This is a genomic window from Vibrio sp. 10N.261.52.C11, from assembly GCF_041471405.1.
Lineage (GTDB): Bacteria > Pseudomonadota > Gammaproteobacteria > Enterobacterales > Vibrionaceae > Vibrio > Vibrio crassostreae_C.
Genome location: NZ_JBFROI010000005.1, coordinates 134606 through 152377 on the forward strand (window position 1 = coordinate 134606; position 17772 = coordinate 152377).

Sequence of the window (17772 nt, forward strand, 5' to 3'; positions counted from 1 at the left end):
AGGCTCCCTAGGGAGCCTTTGTTTTTATTCGTACCTTGGTGCAATTGCGAATTATAGCGCAACACCAATGTTACTGACTGGGTCTTCACGCAGTTCGTGGCGTAGGTCTTTGATCAGCTCTAAGTCACGCTCAGTCGTTTCACGTAGAGGTCGGAAAATGGCCCACTGAACGTCCCACTCTTCACACACCGCTTCGTTTTCTTTCTGGTTTTCGTTCGTCACTTCTTCAGCGCCTTGAGCAAACTCAAGCTCAGCAACCGTCTTCACCGATTGTTGACTCACTTTAATTACCGCTTCCAACATATGTTCACGGTCAAGCAGACCATGAATTAGCGTTGCTAGGCCTTGGCATGCGTCCATTGCTGGGTAAACACCATAAAAATCAAAATCATCACCGCTAGGGAATAGCTCTTCAACCTTCTCAAGTTGACGCTCAAAGTTCACCTTTGCTGTTTTAACCGTCAGGATTTCCCAAATGCTATCCAAAACATCACGATAGATTCGAGCTTCCGCAAATTCTGTATTCTCACAAAACATGGCATAGTTAGGATACATACGCTCACATAGACACGCCATAAAGGTAATTTGTTGCCAAGGTTCTAACTTTTCAAGACGAACCTGCAGTGGATTCTGAAGCATAGTCACTCAATAATTGCAGAAAAAGACAGCGAAAGTGTACTTGATAAACCCTGGGGGGAAAAGGTAAGCCGATGAACAATTTTACGAATAAGCTCTATATTCTTACTGAGCATGACGATACCTATACGCAACTGATTCTAAACCAGGATTTACCCGACCTAGAAATCACTCAAAACCCCAAATCAGCACAGATTGTCTTGGCGTCACCACCTCTAATCGCAGAGCGCCTCGGCGAGTTTAAAGAGCTAGACTGGGTACAGAGTACCTATGCCGGAATCAATAAACTCACTCAGCCAGATCTGCGTCAGGACTATACGCTAACCAACGTCAAAGGCATCTTTGGTCCGGCTATCGCAGAATACGTATTGGGTTACACAATCAGTCACTGTAGACACTTCCCTCATTACCACCAGCATCAACAACAACGAAACTGGCAGCCACAGCTTTATACTAGCCTAACTGACAAAACTATGGTGATTTTAGGAACAGGTTCAATCGGCAGTCATTTGGCAAAAACCGCGGCGGCTTTTGGTATTCATACCATAGGTGTCAACCGTACCGGCATCCCATCCAAACAAGAAACCTTTAAAGAGACTTTCCACATCAATGAGATAGAGGCTGCCCTTAAGCAGGCCGATATTGTGGTCAACACCTTGCCATCAACCGCTGAAACCTATCAGCTGTTGAACCAAACCACGTTAGGTTACTGCTCTAATGTGTTGCTGTTTAATGTCGGTCGAGGGGAAAGCATCGACAATAAAGCCTTGTTGCTCGCCATAAAAAACAGATGGGTAGAACACGCATTTTTAGATGTGTTTGAAAGTGAACCCCTCTCTCAGGAACATCCTTTCTGGAAACTACCGCAAGTCACCATCACTCCACACATCGCTGCACTCAGTGAGCCAAGACAAGTAGTCGAGATCTTCGCAGAGAATTACAAACAGTGGCGAGATGGCTTTACACTTAATCATGTCATCGATTTTGAAAAAGGTTACTGATGTCCTCTTCGTTACTTAAAGAGATTCGACAATGCCGAGCTTGTGAGCCTCACCTATCACACGGTGCTAACCCGGTGATTCAAGCGCATCCAAACGCGCGCTTGCTGATCATAGGTCAAGCGCCGGGTATCAAGGTGCATGAGTCGTCGATCCCTTGGAATGACGCGAGTGGCGAACGATTAAGAGGATGGTTAGGGATAGATAGCGATACTTTTTACGACGAGCAAAAAGTCGCGATTGTGCCTATGGGGTTTTGTTATCCGGGGAAAGGGAAAAGTGGTGATCTTCCACCACGCAAAGAGTGCGCGGAGCTTTGGCATAACAAAGTGCTGCAATCTCTACCCAATATTCAAATGACACTGCTGATTGGCCAGTACGCACAAAACCATTACCTAACAAACAAGACCACCAGCACATTGACCGAAACCGTGCGTGATTGGCAAAGGTGGGCGCCTGAGTTTTTGCCATTACCCCACCCTTCGCCACGCAATAATATCTGGCTCAAGAAGAACCCTTGGTTTGAAAGTGAAGTCATTCCTTATATCAGGAAACACATCTCTGAGCATTTGGCCTACTATGATCCAAATACCTAATTAACTGCACACAACAAGATTAAACCGCCATCAAATGCCAATTTCAGGCAATAAAAAAGCGCTGTTGGTTTCCCAACAGCGCTTTCAATAATCTTACTCAGAATTACTTGTGGTAAGGCTTAGACAATTCGTGAACAGCGTCAACGAATACACCAGCGTTCTCTGGCGGTACATCTAAGTGGATACCGTGGCCTAGGTTAAATACATGACCTGTACCACCGTCGCCGAAGCCTTCAAGGATGCTGCCCACTTCTTCGCGAATACGTTCAGGCTGAGCGTAAAGCATTGAAGGATCCATGTTACCTTGCAGAGCAACTTTGTCGCCGATGCGAGCTTTTGCATCTGCGATGTTGATTGTCCAGTCTAGACCAACCGCATCACAACCTGTTGCTGCGATAGACTCAAGCCACATGCCACCGTTCTTAGTGAACAGAGTAACCGGTACTCGACGACCTTCGTTTTCACGGATTAGGCCATCAACGATTTTGTGCATGTATTGCAGTGAGAATAGGTTGTAGTCACGAGGAGTCAGTACACCACCCCATGTATCAAATACCATTACCGATTGAGCACCCGCTTTAATTTGCGCGTTCAAGTATTCGATAACACTGTCAGCCAGCTTGTCTAGAAGCAGGTGCAGCGTTTGTGGTTCTGCGTACATCATCTTCTTGATCTTAGTGAATGCTTTAGAGCTTCCACCTTCAACCATGTATGTCGCTAGAGTCCATGGGCTACCAGAGAAACCAATCAGTGGCACTTCGCCTTTCAGGTCTTTACGGATCTGACGAACGGCATTCATTACGTATTGAAGCTCGCCTTCTGGATCAGGTAGGCCAATCTTCTCTACGTCAGCTTTACACGTGATAGGACGCTCAAACTTAGGACCTTCACCTGTTTCAAAGTACAAACCTAAGCCCATTGCATCAGGGATAGTTAGGATGTCTGAGAACAAGATTGCCGCATCAAGCGGGAAACGACGTAAAGGTTGAAGTGTTACTTCTGATGCCAGTTCCGCGTTTTTGCACAAAGACATGAAATCGCCCGCTTCAGCGCGCGTTGCTTTGTATTCAGGAAGATAGCGGCCAGCTTGGCGCATCATCCATACCGGTGTGTAATCAACAGGCTGTTTTAAAAGTGCGCGTAAATAGCGATCGTTTTTTAATTCGGTCATTCCGTTAAATTCCAATTCAATCTTGTCTAGTTTTGATGGCAAGTATTCTAACACTGATTGAAGGGTAAAAGCTGTGTGCTTTGCAACCTAGATCAAGTTATTAACTTTTAAATCAATGCTTAATTTGCACCCAATTACGGGAGCATGTTAAAAATTTGTTCGCTAGCGAAAATTACAATTATAACATCTGAGTAGTCACTACTCAGCATCTCATAACGACATCTTACTTACCCCCTCCACTTGTGGAGGGTTTTTTTTAGCTTTTGAACACCCATAGGCCAAATACTATCACAGGCAAATTAGTGCTCTAGTATCTGCTCAGTCACACCATCTTTCATCACGTCATCAACGGTTTTCTCAATCAACTGTCTCGCAATGGTTCCAACAGGAGCAACATCAGGCAGGCTTGTTACGTCAAACCATTGAGCATCCGATAGCTCGCTGTAGTCAGGCTTGAGCGTACCACCAGCATAATCTGCGAGAAAGCCCATCATCATACTCGATGGAAACGCCCATGGCTGGCTGCCAAAATAACGAATATTATCGACATCGATACCCGTTTCTTCTTTGACTTCTCTTGCCACACACTGCTCTAAGGTCTCTCCGACCTCTAGGAAGCCCGCTATCACGGTATACATACCTGTCTTATGTCTTGGGTGCTGCGCAAGCAATATCTTGTTGTCGTTTCGTACAGCGACAATGATGCACGGGAAGATACGAGGATAATGAAGTGTGCGGCAATCTCCACACTGCATCGCCACCTGGTTATGGTTGAGATGATTTCGACCACCACACTGAGGGCAAAAACGCATACTTTGAGTCATATGCCCATATTGGATGGCTTTGCTTGCAGTCAAGAAACTCACTTCAGGCCAGTGCAGTAACTCTCTTAGGCTGACCATGCTCAGCTCATTCTCCACATCACAATCGTTGAGCCAATACACCTTGCGACCTTGATGCTGACCAATACAGATTGCATGCTCCACACTCAGCCCAAGCTCTTCAGCAGAGCCAAACGGAAACTGATCATTATTAACCCAAATATCACTACCAGAAACGACGCACCAATAAGCTTGCTCTGTCATTTTGTTATCACTTTTTTTTAACATCCCTATGCCTCATTGCTTGCAGTTCGTTCATTTTACTGGCAATCTAATTTCATACTAGAGTTGTAGCAGAGAATATTTCAAGCTATTACTTTTAGTAGCTACCAATAAAACGGACCCTGCTTAGGCAATTACTTGATCACAAGGTTGTGATCAGATCATGAGGACATGGTCATGCTAAATAAATTCAAACAAATACAAGAACAATGGGGTGGCTCTAATGAGGTCATCGATCATTGGCTCGAAACTCGACAGTCTCTAATCGTTGAGTATTGTAAGCTAGGTGCCTTGCAGCCAGCTAGCAACGGGCAATCAAACGTTGTTGAACTCCCTTCCCCTAAAGAAATAAGCTCATTCTGTGATCATGTTGTCGATTATATCTCAGAGGGTCATTTTAAGATCTACGATATGGTCATGAAAAAATGGCAAGCAACAGGCTTTAAAACCAATGACGAGATTGATACAACTTACGCGAAGATCGTACTTACAACCGAGCCGCTTCTAGAATTCAATGATAAGTACGTTAAAGTAAATGCAGACGATGAGTTGCCTAACTTCGAAGGAGATATGTCCAAAGTAGGTGAACTACTCGAACTACGTTTTGAAGTAGAAGATAATCTTATCCAGCTTATTGCAGACAGTTTAGCGATTCCACCAGGCGCTTAGTTAGCCGAATCCTTAATAAGCTTGCCTCTGTGCAAGCTTTTTGTTTTGTCTGTAAGGTTATCCAAACTACCCAGAACCTTTCAGACAGAGCTTACTCGCTCGCCCTGACCTTTAGCCATAAGCATATGGTTACAGCCCTAATCAGCCTAGTCATCTCTACCCTTTATCTTACTGGCCTCAAAGAGCACTCTTCAGGACATAAATCCAACCTCACCAGCTAGATAAGCACACCTATCACTTTATAAGTCATAGCTAAATACCAATACGCCAGATACAAAAAAGGCACCCGAAGGTGCCTTTTTCTTATCTCTTAGAGACTACTCGTAGAGCTTACTCTTCTGAAGAGAAACCAGCGTTTAGAAGTGCTGCTAGATTGTCAGTAGCTTGTTCAGCTGAAGGACCTTCTTGCTCTTCTTCACGTTGTTTTTGACGCTCTTGGTGGTATGCGAAACCAGTACCAGCTGGGATCAGACGACCAACAATTACGTTCTCTTTCAGGCCGCGAAGGTCATCACGCTTACCAGAAACCGCAGCTTCTGTTAGTACGCGAGTCGTTTCTTGGAACGATGCAGCTGAGATGAATGACTCAGTTGCAAGAGATGCTTTAGTAATACCTAGTAGATCACGTTCGAAACGTACTAGTTCTTTACCTTCAGCTTCTAGCTTACGGTTAGCAATCTTAACATTGTGGTACTCAACTTGTTCGCCAGGTAGGAACGGAGAGTCACCAGAATGAGTGATTGTACACTTACGTAGCATTTGACGAACGATAGTCTCGATGTGCTTATCGTTAATCTTTACGCCTTGTAAGCGGTAAACTTCTTGAACTTCGTTCGCGATGTACTGAGTTACTGCGTGGATACCACGTAGACGCAGGATATCGTGTGGAGTTTCAGGACCGTCGGCGATTACATCACCACGTTCAATCTTCTCACCTTCGAACACGTTCAATTGACGATGCTTAGGAATCATCTCTTCGTAAGCGTCACCGCCTTCACGAGTGATTACTAGACGACGCTTACCTTTCGTTTCTTTACCGAAAGACACAGTACCTGTGTGCTCAGCAAGGATCGCAGGCTCTTTAGGCTTACGAGCTTCGAATAGGTCAGCTACGCGTGGTAGACCACCGGTGATATCTTTGTTTCCGCTCGATTTTTGAGGGATACGAGATAGTGTGTCACCGATGCCAACTTCAGCGCCATCTTCGATGTTTACAATCGCTTTGCCAGGTAGGAAGTAGTGAGCTGGCATATCAGTACCAGGGATCATTACGTCGTTACCTTGCTCATCAACAAGTTTGATAGCTGGACGCATATCTTTACCTGCTGCTGGGCGAGCTGCTGCGTCTGTAACTTCACTTGAAGAAAGACCCGTTAGATCGTCAGTTTGACGAGAAACTGTAATACCATCGATCATATCTACGAATTGGATACGACCTGCCACTTCAGTGATGATTGGCATGGTATGCGCTTCCCAGTTAGCTACAACTTCACCAGCAGTAACTGCTGCGTTGTCGCCTTTGGTTAGCATCGAACCGTAAGGAAGTTTGTGCTTCTCTTTAGTACGGCCGAATTCATCAATAATCGTCATCTCAGATGCACGAGAAGTGATAACCAGTTTCTTATCTTTGTTAACTACGAACTTAGCATTGTGAAGTTTCACAGTACCAGTTGTCTTAGCTTGGATGCTGTTCTCTGCTGCTGCAGTAGATGCCGCACCACCGATGTGGAACGTACGCATCGTTAGCTGTGTACCCGGTTCACCGATAGATTGTGCAGCGATAACACCAACTGCTTCACCTTGGTTCACTAGGTGACCACGTGCTAGGTCACGACCGTAACACTGTGCACAACAACCGAAGTCTGCATCACAGGTAACAACAGAGCGCACTTTCATGCTATCTACTGAGTTGTCTTCCATGATTTGACACCACTTCTCATCAATCAGAGTATTACGTGGAATCAGTACGTCTTCAGTACCAGGCTTAAGAACGTCTTCAGCTACTACACGACCTAGAGCAAGCTCAGAAAGTGCAACTTTAACGTCACCACCTTCGATGTGAGGCATCATGTCGATACCTTCATGCGTGCCACAGTCATGTTCGTGTACTACAACGTCTTGAGCAACGTCTACTAGACGACGAGTTAGGTAACCCGAGTTTGCTGTTTTCAGTGCTGTATCCGCAAGACCCTTACGAGCACCGTGCGTTGAGATAAAGTACTGAAGGACGTTTAGACCTTCTTTAAAGTTCGCTGTGATCGGCGTTTCGATGATTGAACCATCTGGACGCGCCATCAGACCACGCATACCTGCTAGCTGACGAATCTGAGCTGCAGAACCACGTGCGCCCGAGTCGGCCATCATGTAGATGCTGTTGAACGATTCTTGCTGTTCTTCTTCGCCGTCACGGTTGATAACTGTTTCAGAAGATAGGTTATCCATCATTGCTTTCGCAACGCGGTCATTCGTAGATGCCCAGATATCGATAACTTTGTTGTAACGCTCACCCGCAGTAACAAGACCAGATTGGAATTGCTCTTGGATTTCGCGAACTTCTTCTTCAGCAGATTCAATTTCATCGTATTTCGCTTGAGGTACAACCATATCGTCGATACCTACAGAAACACCAGAAAGTGCAGCGTATGCAAAACCTGCGTACATGATTTGGTCAGCAAATACTACTGTATCTTTTAGACCAAGCTTACGGTAACACTCGTTAAGAAGAGTAGAGATCTGCTTCTTACCTAACTTTTGGTTAACGATGCTGTACGGTAGGCCAGCTGGAACGATTTGCCATAGCATTGCACGGCCGACAGTTGTATCAACCATCTTCGTTTCAGTAGTGCTGTTACCATCTTCGTCTACTACAGTTTCGGTGATACGTACTTTAACGCGAGCGTGTAGCTCAGCAGTCTTAGTACGGTATGCCTTTTCAGCCTCAGCAGGGCCAGCAAGGTACATACCTTCGCCTTTCACGTTGATCTTGTCACGTGTCATGTAGTAAAGACCCAATACAACGTCCTGAGAAGGTACGATGATCGGATCACCTGACGCTGGCGACAGAATGTTATTCGTCGACATCATCAGTGTACGTGCTTCAAGCTGTGCTTCTAGAGTTAGAGGCACGTGTACCGCCATTTGGTCACCATCGAAGTCGGCGTTGTATGCCGCACACACTAGTGGGTGAAGCTGAATCGCTTTACCTTCGATTAGTACTGGTTCAAACGCTTGGATACCTAGACGGTGAAGTGTAGGTGCACGGTTAAGCAGTACTGGGTGTTCGCGGATTACTTCGTCCAGGATATCCCAAACGATAGCTTCTTCGCGCTCTACCATCTTCTTAGCAGCTTTGATTGTCGTAGCCATGCCACGAGTTTCTAGCTTGCTGTAGATGAACGGCTTAAATAGCTCAAGTGCCATCTTCTTAGGAAGACCACACTGATGTAGACGAAGGTATGGACCTACTGTGATTACAGAACGGCCAGAGTAGTCTACACGTTTACCTAGAAGGTTCTGACGGAAACGACCTTGTTTACCCTTGATCATATCAGCAAGAGATTTCAGAGGACGCTTGTTAGAACCAGTGATAGCACGACCGCGACGACCGTTATCTAGAAGTGCATCAACAGACTCTTGCAGCATACGCTTTTCGTTACGTACGATGATGTCCGGAGCAGCTAGCTCTAGAAGACGCTTCAAACGGTTGTTACGGTTGATCACACGACGGTAAAGGTCGTTCAGATCTGAAGTCGCAAAACGACCGCCATCTAGTGGTACTAGAGGACGTAGATCTGGCGGCAGAACCGGAAGTACAGTCAGAATCATCCATTGCGGATCGTTACCCGATGCAATGAACGCTTCAACTAGCTTCAGGCGCTTAGTAACTTTTTTACGCTTAGTTTCTGAGTTAGTCGTTTCTAACTCTTCGCGCATTTCTTCCACTTCTTGATGAAGGTCCATTGTTGCAAGCAGATCTTTGATCGCTTCAGCACCCATCTTAGCAGTGAATTCGTCACCCCACTCTTCTAGACGATCCAGATACTCTTCTTCAGTAAGCATCTGAGATTTTTCTAGATCAGTCATACCAGGTTCAGTTACTACGTACATCTCGAAGTAAAGAACACGTTCGATATCACGTAGAGGGATATCCATTAGTAGACCGATACGAGACGGCAGTGATTTTAGGAACCAGATGTGAGCAACTGGTGAAGCTAGCTCGATGTGGCCCATGCGGTCACGACGAACTTTAGTTTGTGTAACTTCAACGCCACACTTCTCACAGATAACACCACGGTGCTTCAGGCGCTTGTATTTGCCACAAAGACATTCGTAGTCTTTAACTGGACCAAAAATACGTGCACAGAACAGACCATCACGTTCAGGTTTGAACGTACGATAGTTAATTGTTTCCGGCTTTTTAACTTCACCAAAAGACCATGAACGGATCATGTCTGGTGAAGATAGACCGATTTTGATTGCATCAAATTCTTCGGTCTTATGCTGTGCTTTTAGAAAGTTTAATAAGTCTTTCACATTCAGCTCCTGTAAGGAGTTAAAGGAGCTCACTGCTGTAGCAAGCTCCCTTTTACCAAATAATCCTATCTTCTTTTAAAAAGAAGGAGGGATTACTCTTCGTCTTCTAGCTCGATGTTGATACCTAGCGAGCGAATCTCTTTCAACAGTACGTTGAACGACTCAGGCATACCAGGTTCCATGCTATGGTTACCGTCTACGATGTTCTTATACATCTTAGTACGGCCGTTAACGTCATCTGACTTAACTGTTAGCATTTCTTGTAGAGTATATGCAGCACCGTATGCTTCTAGTGCCCATACTTCCATCTCACCGAAACGCTGACCACCGAACTGAGCTTTACCACCAAGTGGTTGCTGAGTTACTAGGCTGTAAGAACCAGTTGAACGAGCATGCATCTTGTCATCAACCAAGTGGTTCAGTTTCAGCATGTACATGTAACCAACAGTTACAGGACGCTCAAACGAATCACCAGTACGACCATCAAACAGTTTAAGCTGACCAGATTCTGGCAGATCACCCAGTTTAAGTAGTTCTTTGATTAGAGACTCAGAAGCACCGTCGAACACAGGAGTAGCAATCGGTAGACCGCCACGTAGGTTCTTGATCAGTGTACGAACTTGATCATCAGACAGTTCAGCAATATCAACTTTCTGACGAGTATCACCAAGATCGTAAACCTTCTGTAGGAACTCACGGAACTTATGCAGTTCTTGTTGTTCCTTAACCATTTGGTTGATCTTGTCACCGATACCTTTCGCAGCCAAACCTAAGTGAACTTCTAGGATCTGACCGATGTTCATACGCGATGGTACACCCAGCGGGTTAAGTACGATGTCTACAGGCTGACCTTTCTCATCGTATGGCATGTCTTCAACAGGGTTAATCTTAGAGATTACACCTTTGTTACCGTGACGACCGGCCATCTTATCACCAGGCTGGATACGACGTTTAACCGCTAGGTAAACTTTAACAATCTTAAGAACGCCAGGCGCTAGATCATCACCTTGAGTGATTTTACGACGCTTAGTTTCAAACTTCTTATCGAAGTCTGCTTTTAGCTCATCCCACTGCTCAGCAAGTTGCTCAAGCTGTGTTTGTAGCGCATCGTCTTCTAGAACTTGCTCTAGCCATTGCTTACGACCGATAGTATCAAGCTTAGCTTCAGAGTAACCACCAGACAGAAGTACAGCTTTAACACGGTTAAGAAGGCCACCCTCAAGAATTTGGAACTCTTCAGTTAGGTCTTTCTTAGCTTCTTTAAGCTGCATCTGTTCGATTTCAAGTGCACGCTTGTCTTTCTCTACGCCATCGCGAGTGAAGACTTGTACATCGATGATAGTACCCGAAACAGAGTTTGGTACACGTAGAGAAGTATCTTTAACATCAGATGCTTTCTCACCGAAGATAGCACGTAGTAGCTTCTCTTCAGGAGTCAGTTGAGTTTCACCTTTAGGGGTTACTTTACCAACTAGGATGTCGCCACCCTTAACTTCAGCACCAATGTAAACGATACCTGACTCGTCTAGTTTAGACAGAGCAGACTCACCTACGTTTGGAATATCAGCTGTGATCTCTTCAGAACCCAGCTTAGTATCACGAGCCACACAAGATAGTTCTTGGATGTGGATTGTCGTGAAACGGTCTTCTTGAACTACGCGCTCAGATACTAAGATCGAGTCTTCGAAGTTGTAACCGTTCCAAGGCATGAATGCGATACGCATGTTTTGGCCAAGAGCTAGTTCACCAAGGTCTGTTGAAGGACCATCAGCAAGAACATCGCCGCGTGCAACTGGTTCACCAGGAAGTACAGTTGGACGTTGGTTAATACATGTGTTTTGGTTCGAACGCGTGTACTTAGTTAGGTTGTAGATATCGATACCAGCTTCGCCAGGTACCAATTCATCTTCGTTAACCTTAACTACGATACGAGAAGCGTCTACAGACTGAACTTGACCACCACGTTTAGCAACCGCTGTAACACCAGAGTCAACTGCGATGTTACGTTCGATACCTGTACCTACTAGAGGCTTATCAGCCTTAAGTGTTGGTACAGCTTGACGTTGCATGTTGGCACCCATCAATGCACGGTTCGCATCATCGTGTTCTAGGAACGGGATAAGCGAAGCAGCGATAGATACTACTTGGTTTGTCGCAACGTCCATGTAGTCAACGTGATCGCGTGGGTGAAGACCAGATTCACCTTTTTGACGAGCTGTGATTAGCTCATCTGCAAACGTACCTTCTTCAGTAAGAATGGTGTTTGCTTGCGCGATTACGAATTGACCTTCCTGGATTGCAGACAGGTAATCAACTTCTTCTGTTACTACACCATCTACTACACGACGGTACGGAGTTTCTAGGAAACCGTAATCGTTACAACGTGCAAACGCAGATAGTGAGTTAATTAGACCGATGTTTGGACCTTCAGGCGTTTCGATCGGACATAGACGACCGTAGTGAGTTACGTGAACGTCACGTACTTCGAAGCCTGCGCGCTCACGAGTAAGACCACCAGGACCTAAAGCAGAGATACGACGTTTGTGCGTAACTTCTGACAATGGGTTGTTTTGGTCCATGAACTGTGAAAGCTGTGAAGAGCCAAAGAATTCTTTAACTGCAGCAGAGATCGGCTTAGCGTTGATAAGATCTTGAGGCATGATTGCATCAAGGTCACCAAGGCTTAGGCGCTCTTTAACGGCACGTTCTACACGAACTAGACCAACACGGAATTGGTTTTCTGCCATTTCACCTACAGAACGGATACGACGGTTGCCAAGGTGGTCGATATCGTCCACTTCACCAATACCGTTACGGATACCAATCAGTTTCTTCATCACTTCGATGATGTCTGATTCATCCAGAGTACCGCGCTCTTCTTCTTCTTCACGCTCGATAGAGCTGTTGAACTTCATACGGCCTACAGTTGATAGGTCGTAACGTTCTTCAGAGAAGAATAGGCTTTCGAATAGAGACTCTGCAGCTTCTTTCGTTGGTGGCTCGCCAGGACGCATCATGCGGTAGATTTCTACCAATGCAGAGATGCGATCTACTGTGCTATCTGCACGTAGAGTGTCTGACATGAATGGACCGTGATCTAGGTCATTCGTGAACAGAGTTTGTAGAGACTTGTGACCTGCTTGAGACAGGTTAGCAAGTGCTTCTAGGCTAATCTCTTGGTTCGCGCCAACGATGATCTCGCCAGTTGCTTCATTGATGTAATCTTTAGATGCAACTTTACCAACGATGTACTCTACTGGTACTTCGATGTGCTCAACGCCATCTTTTTCAAGTTGACGGATATGACGAGCAGTAACACGACGACCAGTCTCAACGTAAGTTTTTCCGTTTGCTTCGATGTCGAATGACGCAGTTTCACCACGTAGACGATCAGGAACCAACTCCATAAGAAGAGTTTGGTCTTTAACTTCGAAGTTCACCTTGTCGAAGAACAGATCTAGGATCTCTTCAGTCGATTTACCAAGTGCACGAAGAATAATCGATGCTGGTAGCTTACGACGACGGTCGATACGTACGAATAAGTTATCCTTAGGATCGAACTCAAAGTCTAACCATGAGCCACGGTAAGGAATTACACGTGCGTTATAAAGAACTTTACCTGATGAGTGGGTCTTACCCTTATCACTGTCGAAGAACACGCCTGGGCTTCGGTGCAGCTGGGATACGATAACCCTCTCGGTACCATTAATTACGAAAGTACCATTGTCTGTCATAAGCGGAATTTCGCCCATGTAGACTTCTTGTTCTTTAATGTCTTTTACAGTACCTGCTGGTGCATCTCGATCAAAGATAACTAGACGTAGTTTTACGCGTAGTGGCTTTGAGTAAGTAACACCGCGGATTTGACATTCTTTAACGTCAAAAACTGGCTCACCAAGACGGTAGCTAACGTATTGCAGCTCAGAATTGCCGTTGTAGCTCTGAATTGGAAATACAGAACGGAAAGCAGCTTCAAGACCGTATTGACCTTCTGGATCCTGTTCGATGAATTTGTCGAAAGAATCAAGCTGGATCGATAACAGGTATGGAATGTCCAAAACTTGTGGACGAGTACCAAAATCCTTACGGATGCGCTTTTTCTCGGTATAAGAGTAAACCATGGGGTTCCTCAGCTCGCTGATAAGTGACCCAAACCACCCAAAACACTCTTCAGAGGGGGTGGTGACAAACAGCTATTTAGTGGTAGTGAACAATCATTTCGAAAAAATGACTGTTTTTTTGCTCGGATTATGACGGTTAAACAGCGGAAATTTCGTCATAGCCCTACAGCGCAAAAAGGCCGGTGGTTAATAAACCACCAGCCATTAGCCTTGCGGCTATGAAATTAAGTAATAATTACTTGATTTCAACAGAAGCGCCAGCTTCTTCTAGCTGTGCTTTAAGAGCTTCAGCTTCAGCTTTGTCAACGCCTTCTTTAAGCGCTGCAGGAGCTGAGTCTACAAGACCTTTAGCTTCTTTAAGACCTAGGCCAGTTGCGCCACGTACAGCTTTGATAACTTGTACTTTGTTAGCGCCAGCAGCAGTTAGGATAACGTCGAATTCAGTTTGCTCAGCAGCAGCGTCGCCGCCAGCTGCGCCACCAGCTACAACTGCAGCTGCAGCTGAAACGCCGAATTTCTCTTCCATAGCTTCGATAAGCTCAACAACTTGCATTACAGACATTTCTGCAACTGCGTCTAGGATTTGCTCGTTAGTAATAGACATAACAATTCTCTTTTAAGTCAACAATAAGTTTAATTTGCAACCAGTGAAAAGCAAGGCTTAAGCCGCTGCTTCTTCTTTTTGGTCACGTAGTGCAGCGATAGTACGAACCAGCTTGCCAGCAGAAGCTTCTTTCATGCACATCATTAGGCGTGCGATAGCTTCGTCGTAAGTTGGTAGTGTCGCTAGTACTTCAGCATCAGTAACTGCGCCTTCAAATGCAGCAGCTTTGATCTCGAAATCTTTGTTCTCTTTAGCGAAGTCTTTGAAAAGACGCGCTGCAGCACCTGGGTGCTCGTTAGAGAACGCGATCAGAGTTGGACCAGTGAAAGTGTCTACTAGACACTCGTAGTCTGTACCCTGAACCGCACGGCGTGCTAGTGTGTTACGAACAACTTTCATGTAAACACCCGCTTCGCGAGCTTGTTTACGTAGAGAAGTCATTGCGCCAACTTCAACGCCACGAGAATCAGCTACAACTGCAGAAAGTGCACCACTGGCAGCTTCGTTGACTTCAGCAACAATTGCTTTTTTGTCTTGAAGATTTAAAGCCATTTGGATTAACCTCTGGTTGTGATTACAGCACCCAATACAAAATGTATTGAGCGTTTACGATGTTATTTAAAAATGAATAAATCCACTTCAAACCACAACATCGCCTACGTAGGTTTTATTAAGCTATCAATAATCTAATGAAAATCGACAGCGCCTACGGTCTTGGGATAGATGATTTCAAATTGCTTTAAAACCACCCAACCACAAATATTAGGCGCAGAAGTATACACTAAATCTGCGCCTAAGCAAATTAGTTTGCTTGAGTATCAAGACTAGCTTGATCAACAGCAACACCAGCACCCATCGTAGTAGAGATGCTTACTTTCTTCAGGTAAGAACCCTTAGCTGAAGAAGGCTTAGCTTTCTTAAGAGCAACTAGAAGTGCTTCTAGGTTCTCTTGAAGCTGGCTAGCTTCGAAAGATGCTTTACCGATAGTAGTGTGGATGATGCCGTTCTTGTCGTTACGGTAACGAACCTGACCAGCTTTAGCGTTCTTAACCGCTTCAGCAACGTTAGGAGTTACAGTACCAACTTTAGGGTTTGGCATAAGGCCGCGTGGACCTAGGATTGTACCTAGTTGACCAACAACACGCATTGCATCTGGAGAAGCAACAACTACGTCGAAGTTCATTTCGCCTTTTTTCACTTGCTCAGCAAGATCTTCCATACCAACGATATCTGCGCCAGCAGCTTTAGCAGCTTCTGCGTTTGCACCTTGAGTGAAAACAGCAACGCGGATGTCACGGCCAGTACCGTGAGGTAGCACTGTTGCGCCACGAACGTTTTGGTCAGATTTACGAGCATCGATGCCTAGGTTAACAGCAACATCTACAGACTCAACGAATTTAGCAGTCGCTAGTTCTTTAAGAAGAGCAACAGCTTCGCTGATTTCGTATTCTTTAGTTGAGTCAACTTTGTCGCGGATTACGCGCATACGCTTAGTAAGTTTAGCCATGATCTTATCCCTCTACCACTAGGCCCATTGAACGAGCAGTACCAGCAATAGAACGTTTCATTGCTTCGATGTCAGCACCAGTCATATCAGCAGCTTTAGTTTCTGCGATTTCCTGAACTTGAGCGTCAGTAACAGTACCAACTTTCTCAGTGTTTGGACGACCTGAACCAGACTTAACGCCAGCAGCTTTCTTAAGAAGAACAGCAGCAGGTGGAGTCTTAGTTACGAACGTGAAAGAACGGTCGTTGTAAACAGTAATAACTACTGGGGTAGGTAGACCTTTCTCAACAGATTCTGTTTTTGCGTTGAACGCTTTACAGAATTCCATGATGTTCACGCCGTGTTGACCTAGAGCAGGACCAACCGGTGGACTTGGGTTTGCCATACCAGCTGCAACTTGCAGTTTGATATAAGCTTCAACTTTCTTAGCCATGATATTTCCTAATATTTTGGGTACATGCGCTAGCCGCAAGGCGAGCTCCCCATAAATTCAATTAACTCTTTTTCACTTCCACAGAAGCAAAAAGGCGCGAAATTATAATCATAATTCGCGCCTTTAACAACCCTAAAAAGGTGATTTTTTATACTCTTTAATTTTAAACAGCTTATGAACTATTTATCCACAGCTTGTTCAAAACTTAGAGTTTTAGTCCAGTTTTTCAACCTGACCAAATTCAAGCTCAACCGGTGTTGCACGACCAAAGATCGATACAGATACCTTAATGCGGCTTTTCTCGTAATCTACTTCTTCAACAGTACCGTTGAAGTCAGCAAATGGACCATCGTTCACACGAACCACTTCACCCGCTTCGAACATTGTCTTAGGACGTGGAGACTCGCTCGCTTTCTCTAGACGGTTCAAGATAGCATCAGCTTCTTTATCAGTGATTGGTGCAGGACGATCAGAGGTACCACCAATGAAGCCCATAACACGCGGAATGCTGCGTACTAAGTGCCATGATTCATCATTCATGATCATTTGAACTAATACGTAGCCAGGGAAGAATTTACGTTCACTTTTACGGCGTTGGCCTGCACGCATTTCCACTACTTCTTCAGTAGGTACTAGCACATCGCCAAATAGTTCTTCCATGTTGTGCATTTTAATATGCTCGCGTAGCGACTGTGCAACACGACCTTCAAAGCCAGAAAAGGCTTGAACTACATACCAACGTTTTTTTGGAGCTTCACTCATGAATCAGAACCCTCTACACCCCAGTTGCTAGAGAAACTAGACGGACCATAATGCCGTCAATTCCCCAAAGCACTAGAGACATAACAATACATACAGCTAAAACGATCAATGTAGTTTGCATAGTTTCTTGGCGAGTAGGCCAAACAACTTTACGAATCTCCATACGAGATTCTTTTGCAAAATCGATCGCAGCTTTACCTTTAGTTGTTGTTGCTGCAACGCCTAGTGCGGCAGCAATCAGCACAACTACACCTGCAGCGCGAATTACAACAGACAATTCACCATACAGGTAATTACCCACAACAGCAGCAGCCAACAGAACAAAAGCGACAATCCACTTCATTGTATCTGCTGCACCTGAGCTATCAGGAGTTTCAGCGTTTGCTTTCATAAAACCAACCTGTGATAAGTCTTAAATATAGACGACAATAACCCCGCTGTTGCAGGGCACATTCCTTTGCGTTGCAAAACAACACATCTAACAGTCATTTTAGTCAAAAAGACCGTTTAATTCTTTGCTAAGAGCAAAAATCGATGTCAAAACATCCAACTCTTTTTTTAGCGCAGAAAAAGGGCATCAAATGATGCCCTTTTTACTAGTGGTTCGTCAAATCTTATGCAAAGATTTTAGCTACAACA

At 45.0% G+C, this 17772-nt stretch carries 14 protein-coding genes; 3 read left to right on the plus strand and 11 right to left on the minus strand.

Annotation, left to right across the window (positions count from 1 at the left end; translation table 11 throughout):
* Positions 1-51: 51 nt before the first annotated feature.
* Positions 52-639: a YjaG family protein gene (locus tag AB4323_RS01455; RefSeq protein ID WP_017062699.1), complete on the minus strand. Its 588-nt coding sequence runs from the start codon at positions 637-639 to the stop codon at positions 52-54.
* Positions 640-710: 71 nt separating this feature from the next.
* Between AB4323_RS01455 and AB4323_RS01460 the strand changes: the two genes are divergently transcribed.
* Complete coding sequence (locus AB4323_RS01460; protein WP_017062698.1) at positions 711-1637, plus strand: D-2-hydroxyacid dehydrogenase; 927 nt, start codon at positions 711-713, stop codon at positions 1635-1637.
* Positions 1637-2230, plus strand: a complete 594-nt coding sequence (locus tag AB4323_RS01465; protein WP_372151438.1) for a uracil-DNA glycosylase family protein — start codon at positions 1637-1639, stop codon at positions 2228-2230. The genes AB4323_RS01460 and AB4323_RS01465 overlap by 1 nt, the downstream gene beginning before the upstream one ends.
* 103 nt (positions 2231-2333) lie before the next feature.
* On the opposite strand, the gene hemE is transcribed toward AB4323_RS01465, so the two are convergent.
* Entirely contained in the window at positions 2334-3401 is a 1068-nt protein-coding gene (gene hemE, locus AB4323_RS01470) for a uroporphyrinogen decarboxylase (RefSeq protein ID WP_017060530.1), read from the minus strand.
* Between the two features lie 299 nt (positions 3402-3700).
* Positions 3701-4510 carry an NAD(+) diphosphatase gene (gene nudC, locus AB4323_RS01475; protein WP_017060529.1) on the minus strand — a complete coding sequence of 270 codons (810 nt, stop codon included), beginning with the start codon at positions 4508-4510 and terminating at the stop codon, positions 3701-3703.
* Between the two features lie 165 nt (positions 4511-4675).
* Here nudC and AB4323_RS01480 point away from each other — a divergent pair, with 165 nt between their 5' ends.
* Positions 4676-5173 carry an Rsd/AlgQ family anti-sigma factor gene (locus tag AB4323_RS01480; RefSeq protein WP_032546263.1) on the plus strand — a complete coding sequence of 166 codons (498 nt, stop codon included), beginning with the start codon at positions 4676-4678 and terminating at the stop codon, positions 5171-5173.
* A gap of 330 nt (positions 5174-5503) precedes the next feature.
* Here AB4323_RS01480 and rpoC read toward each other — a convergent pair whose 3' ends face one another.
* The 8 genes from rpoC to secE form a co-directional block, all read right to left on the minus strand.
* The gene (gene rpoC / locus AB4323_RS01485; RefSeq protein ID WP_017060527.1) at positions 5504-9706 is read right to left on the minus strand and encodes a DNA-directed RNA polymerase subunit beta'; all 4203 of its coding nucleotides are present in this window, start codon (positions 9704-9706) and stop codon (positions 5504-5506) included.
* A 92-nt stretch (positions 9707-9798) separates the two neighbouring features.
* Positions 9799-13827 carry a DNA-directed RNA polymerase subunit beta gene (gene rpoB, locus AB4323_RS01490; protein WP_017065638.1) on the minus strand — a complete coding sequence of 1343 codons (4029 nt, stop codon included), beginning with the start codon at positions 13825-13827 and terminating at the stop codon, positions 9799-9801.
* A gap of 235 nt (positions 13828-14062) precedes the next feature.
* A complete protein-coding gene (gene rplL, locus AB4323_RS01495; protein WP_017060525.1) occupies positions 14063-14431 on the minus strand; it encodes a 50S ribosomal protein L7/L12 in 369 nt (122 codons plus the stop codon).
* A gap of 57 nt (positions 14432-14488) precedes the next feature.
* Positions 14489-14983 (minus strand): 50S ribosomal protein L10, encoded by a 495-nt coding sequence (rplJ, locus tag AB4323_RS01500; RefSeq protein WP_017060524.1) that lies wholly within the window; start codon positions 14981-14983, stop codon positions 14489-14491.
* Positions 14984-15233: 250 nt separating this feature from the next.
* On the minus strand, positions 15234-15938 hold the full coding sequence (gene rplA / locus AB4323_RS01505) for a 50S ribosomal protein L1 (protein WP_017060523.1): 705 nt from the start codon (positions 15936-15938) through the stop codon (positions 15234-15236).
* Positions 15939-15942: 4 nt separating this feature from the next.
* Positions 15943-16371 carry a 50S ribosomal protein L11 gene (gene rplK / locus AB4323_RS01510; protein WP_010435555.1) on the minus strand — a complete coding sequence of 143 codons (429 nt, stop codon included), beginning with the start codon at positions 16369-16371 and terminating at the stop codon, positions 15943-15945.
* 213 nt (positions 16372-16584) lie between these two features.
* On the minus strand, positions 16585-17133 hold the full coding sequence (gene nusG / locus AB4323_RS01515) for a transcription termination/antitermination protein NusG (protein ID WP_010435556.1): 549 nt from the start codon (positions 17131-17133) through the stop codon (positions 16585-16587).
* 13 nt (positions 17134-17146) lie between these two features.
* A complete protein-coding gene (gene secE / locus AB4323_RS01520) occupies positions 17147-17524 on the minus strand; it encodes a preprotein translocase subunit SecE (protein ID WP_010435558.1) in 378 nt (125 codons plus the stop codon).
* Positions 17525-17772: the final 248 nt, after the last annotated feature.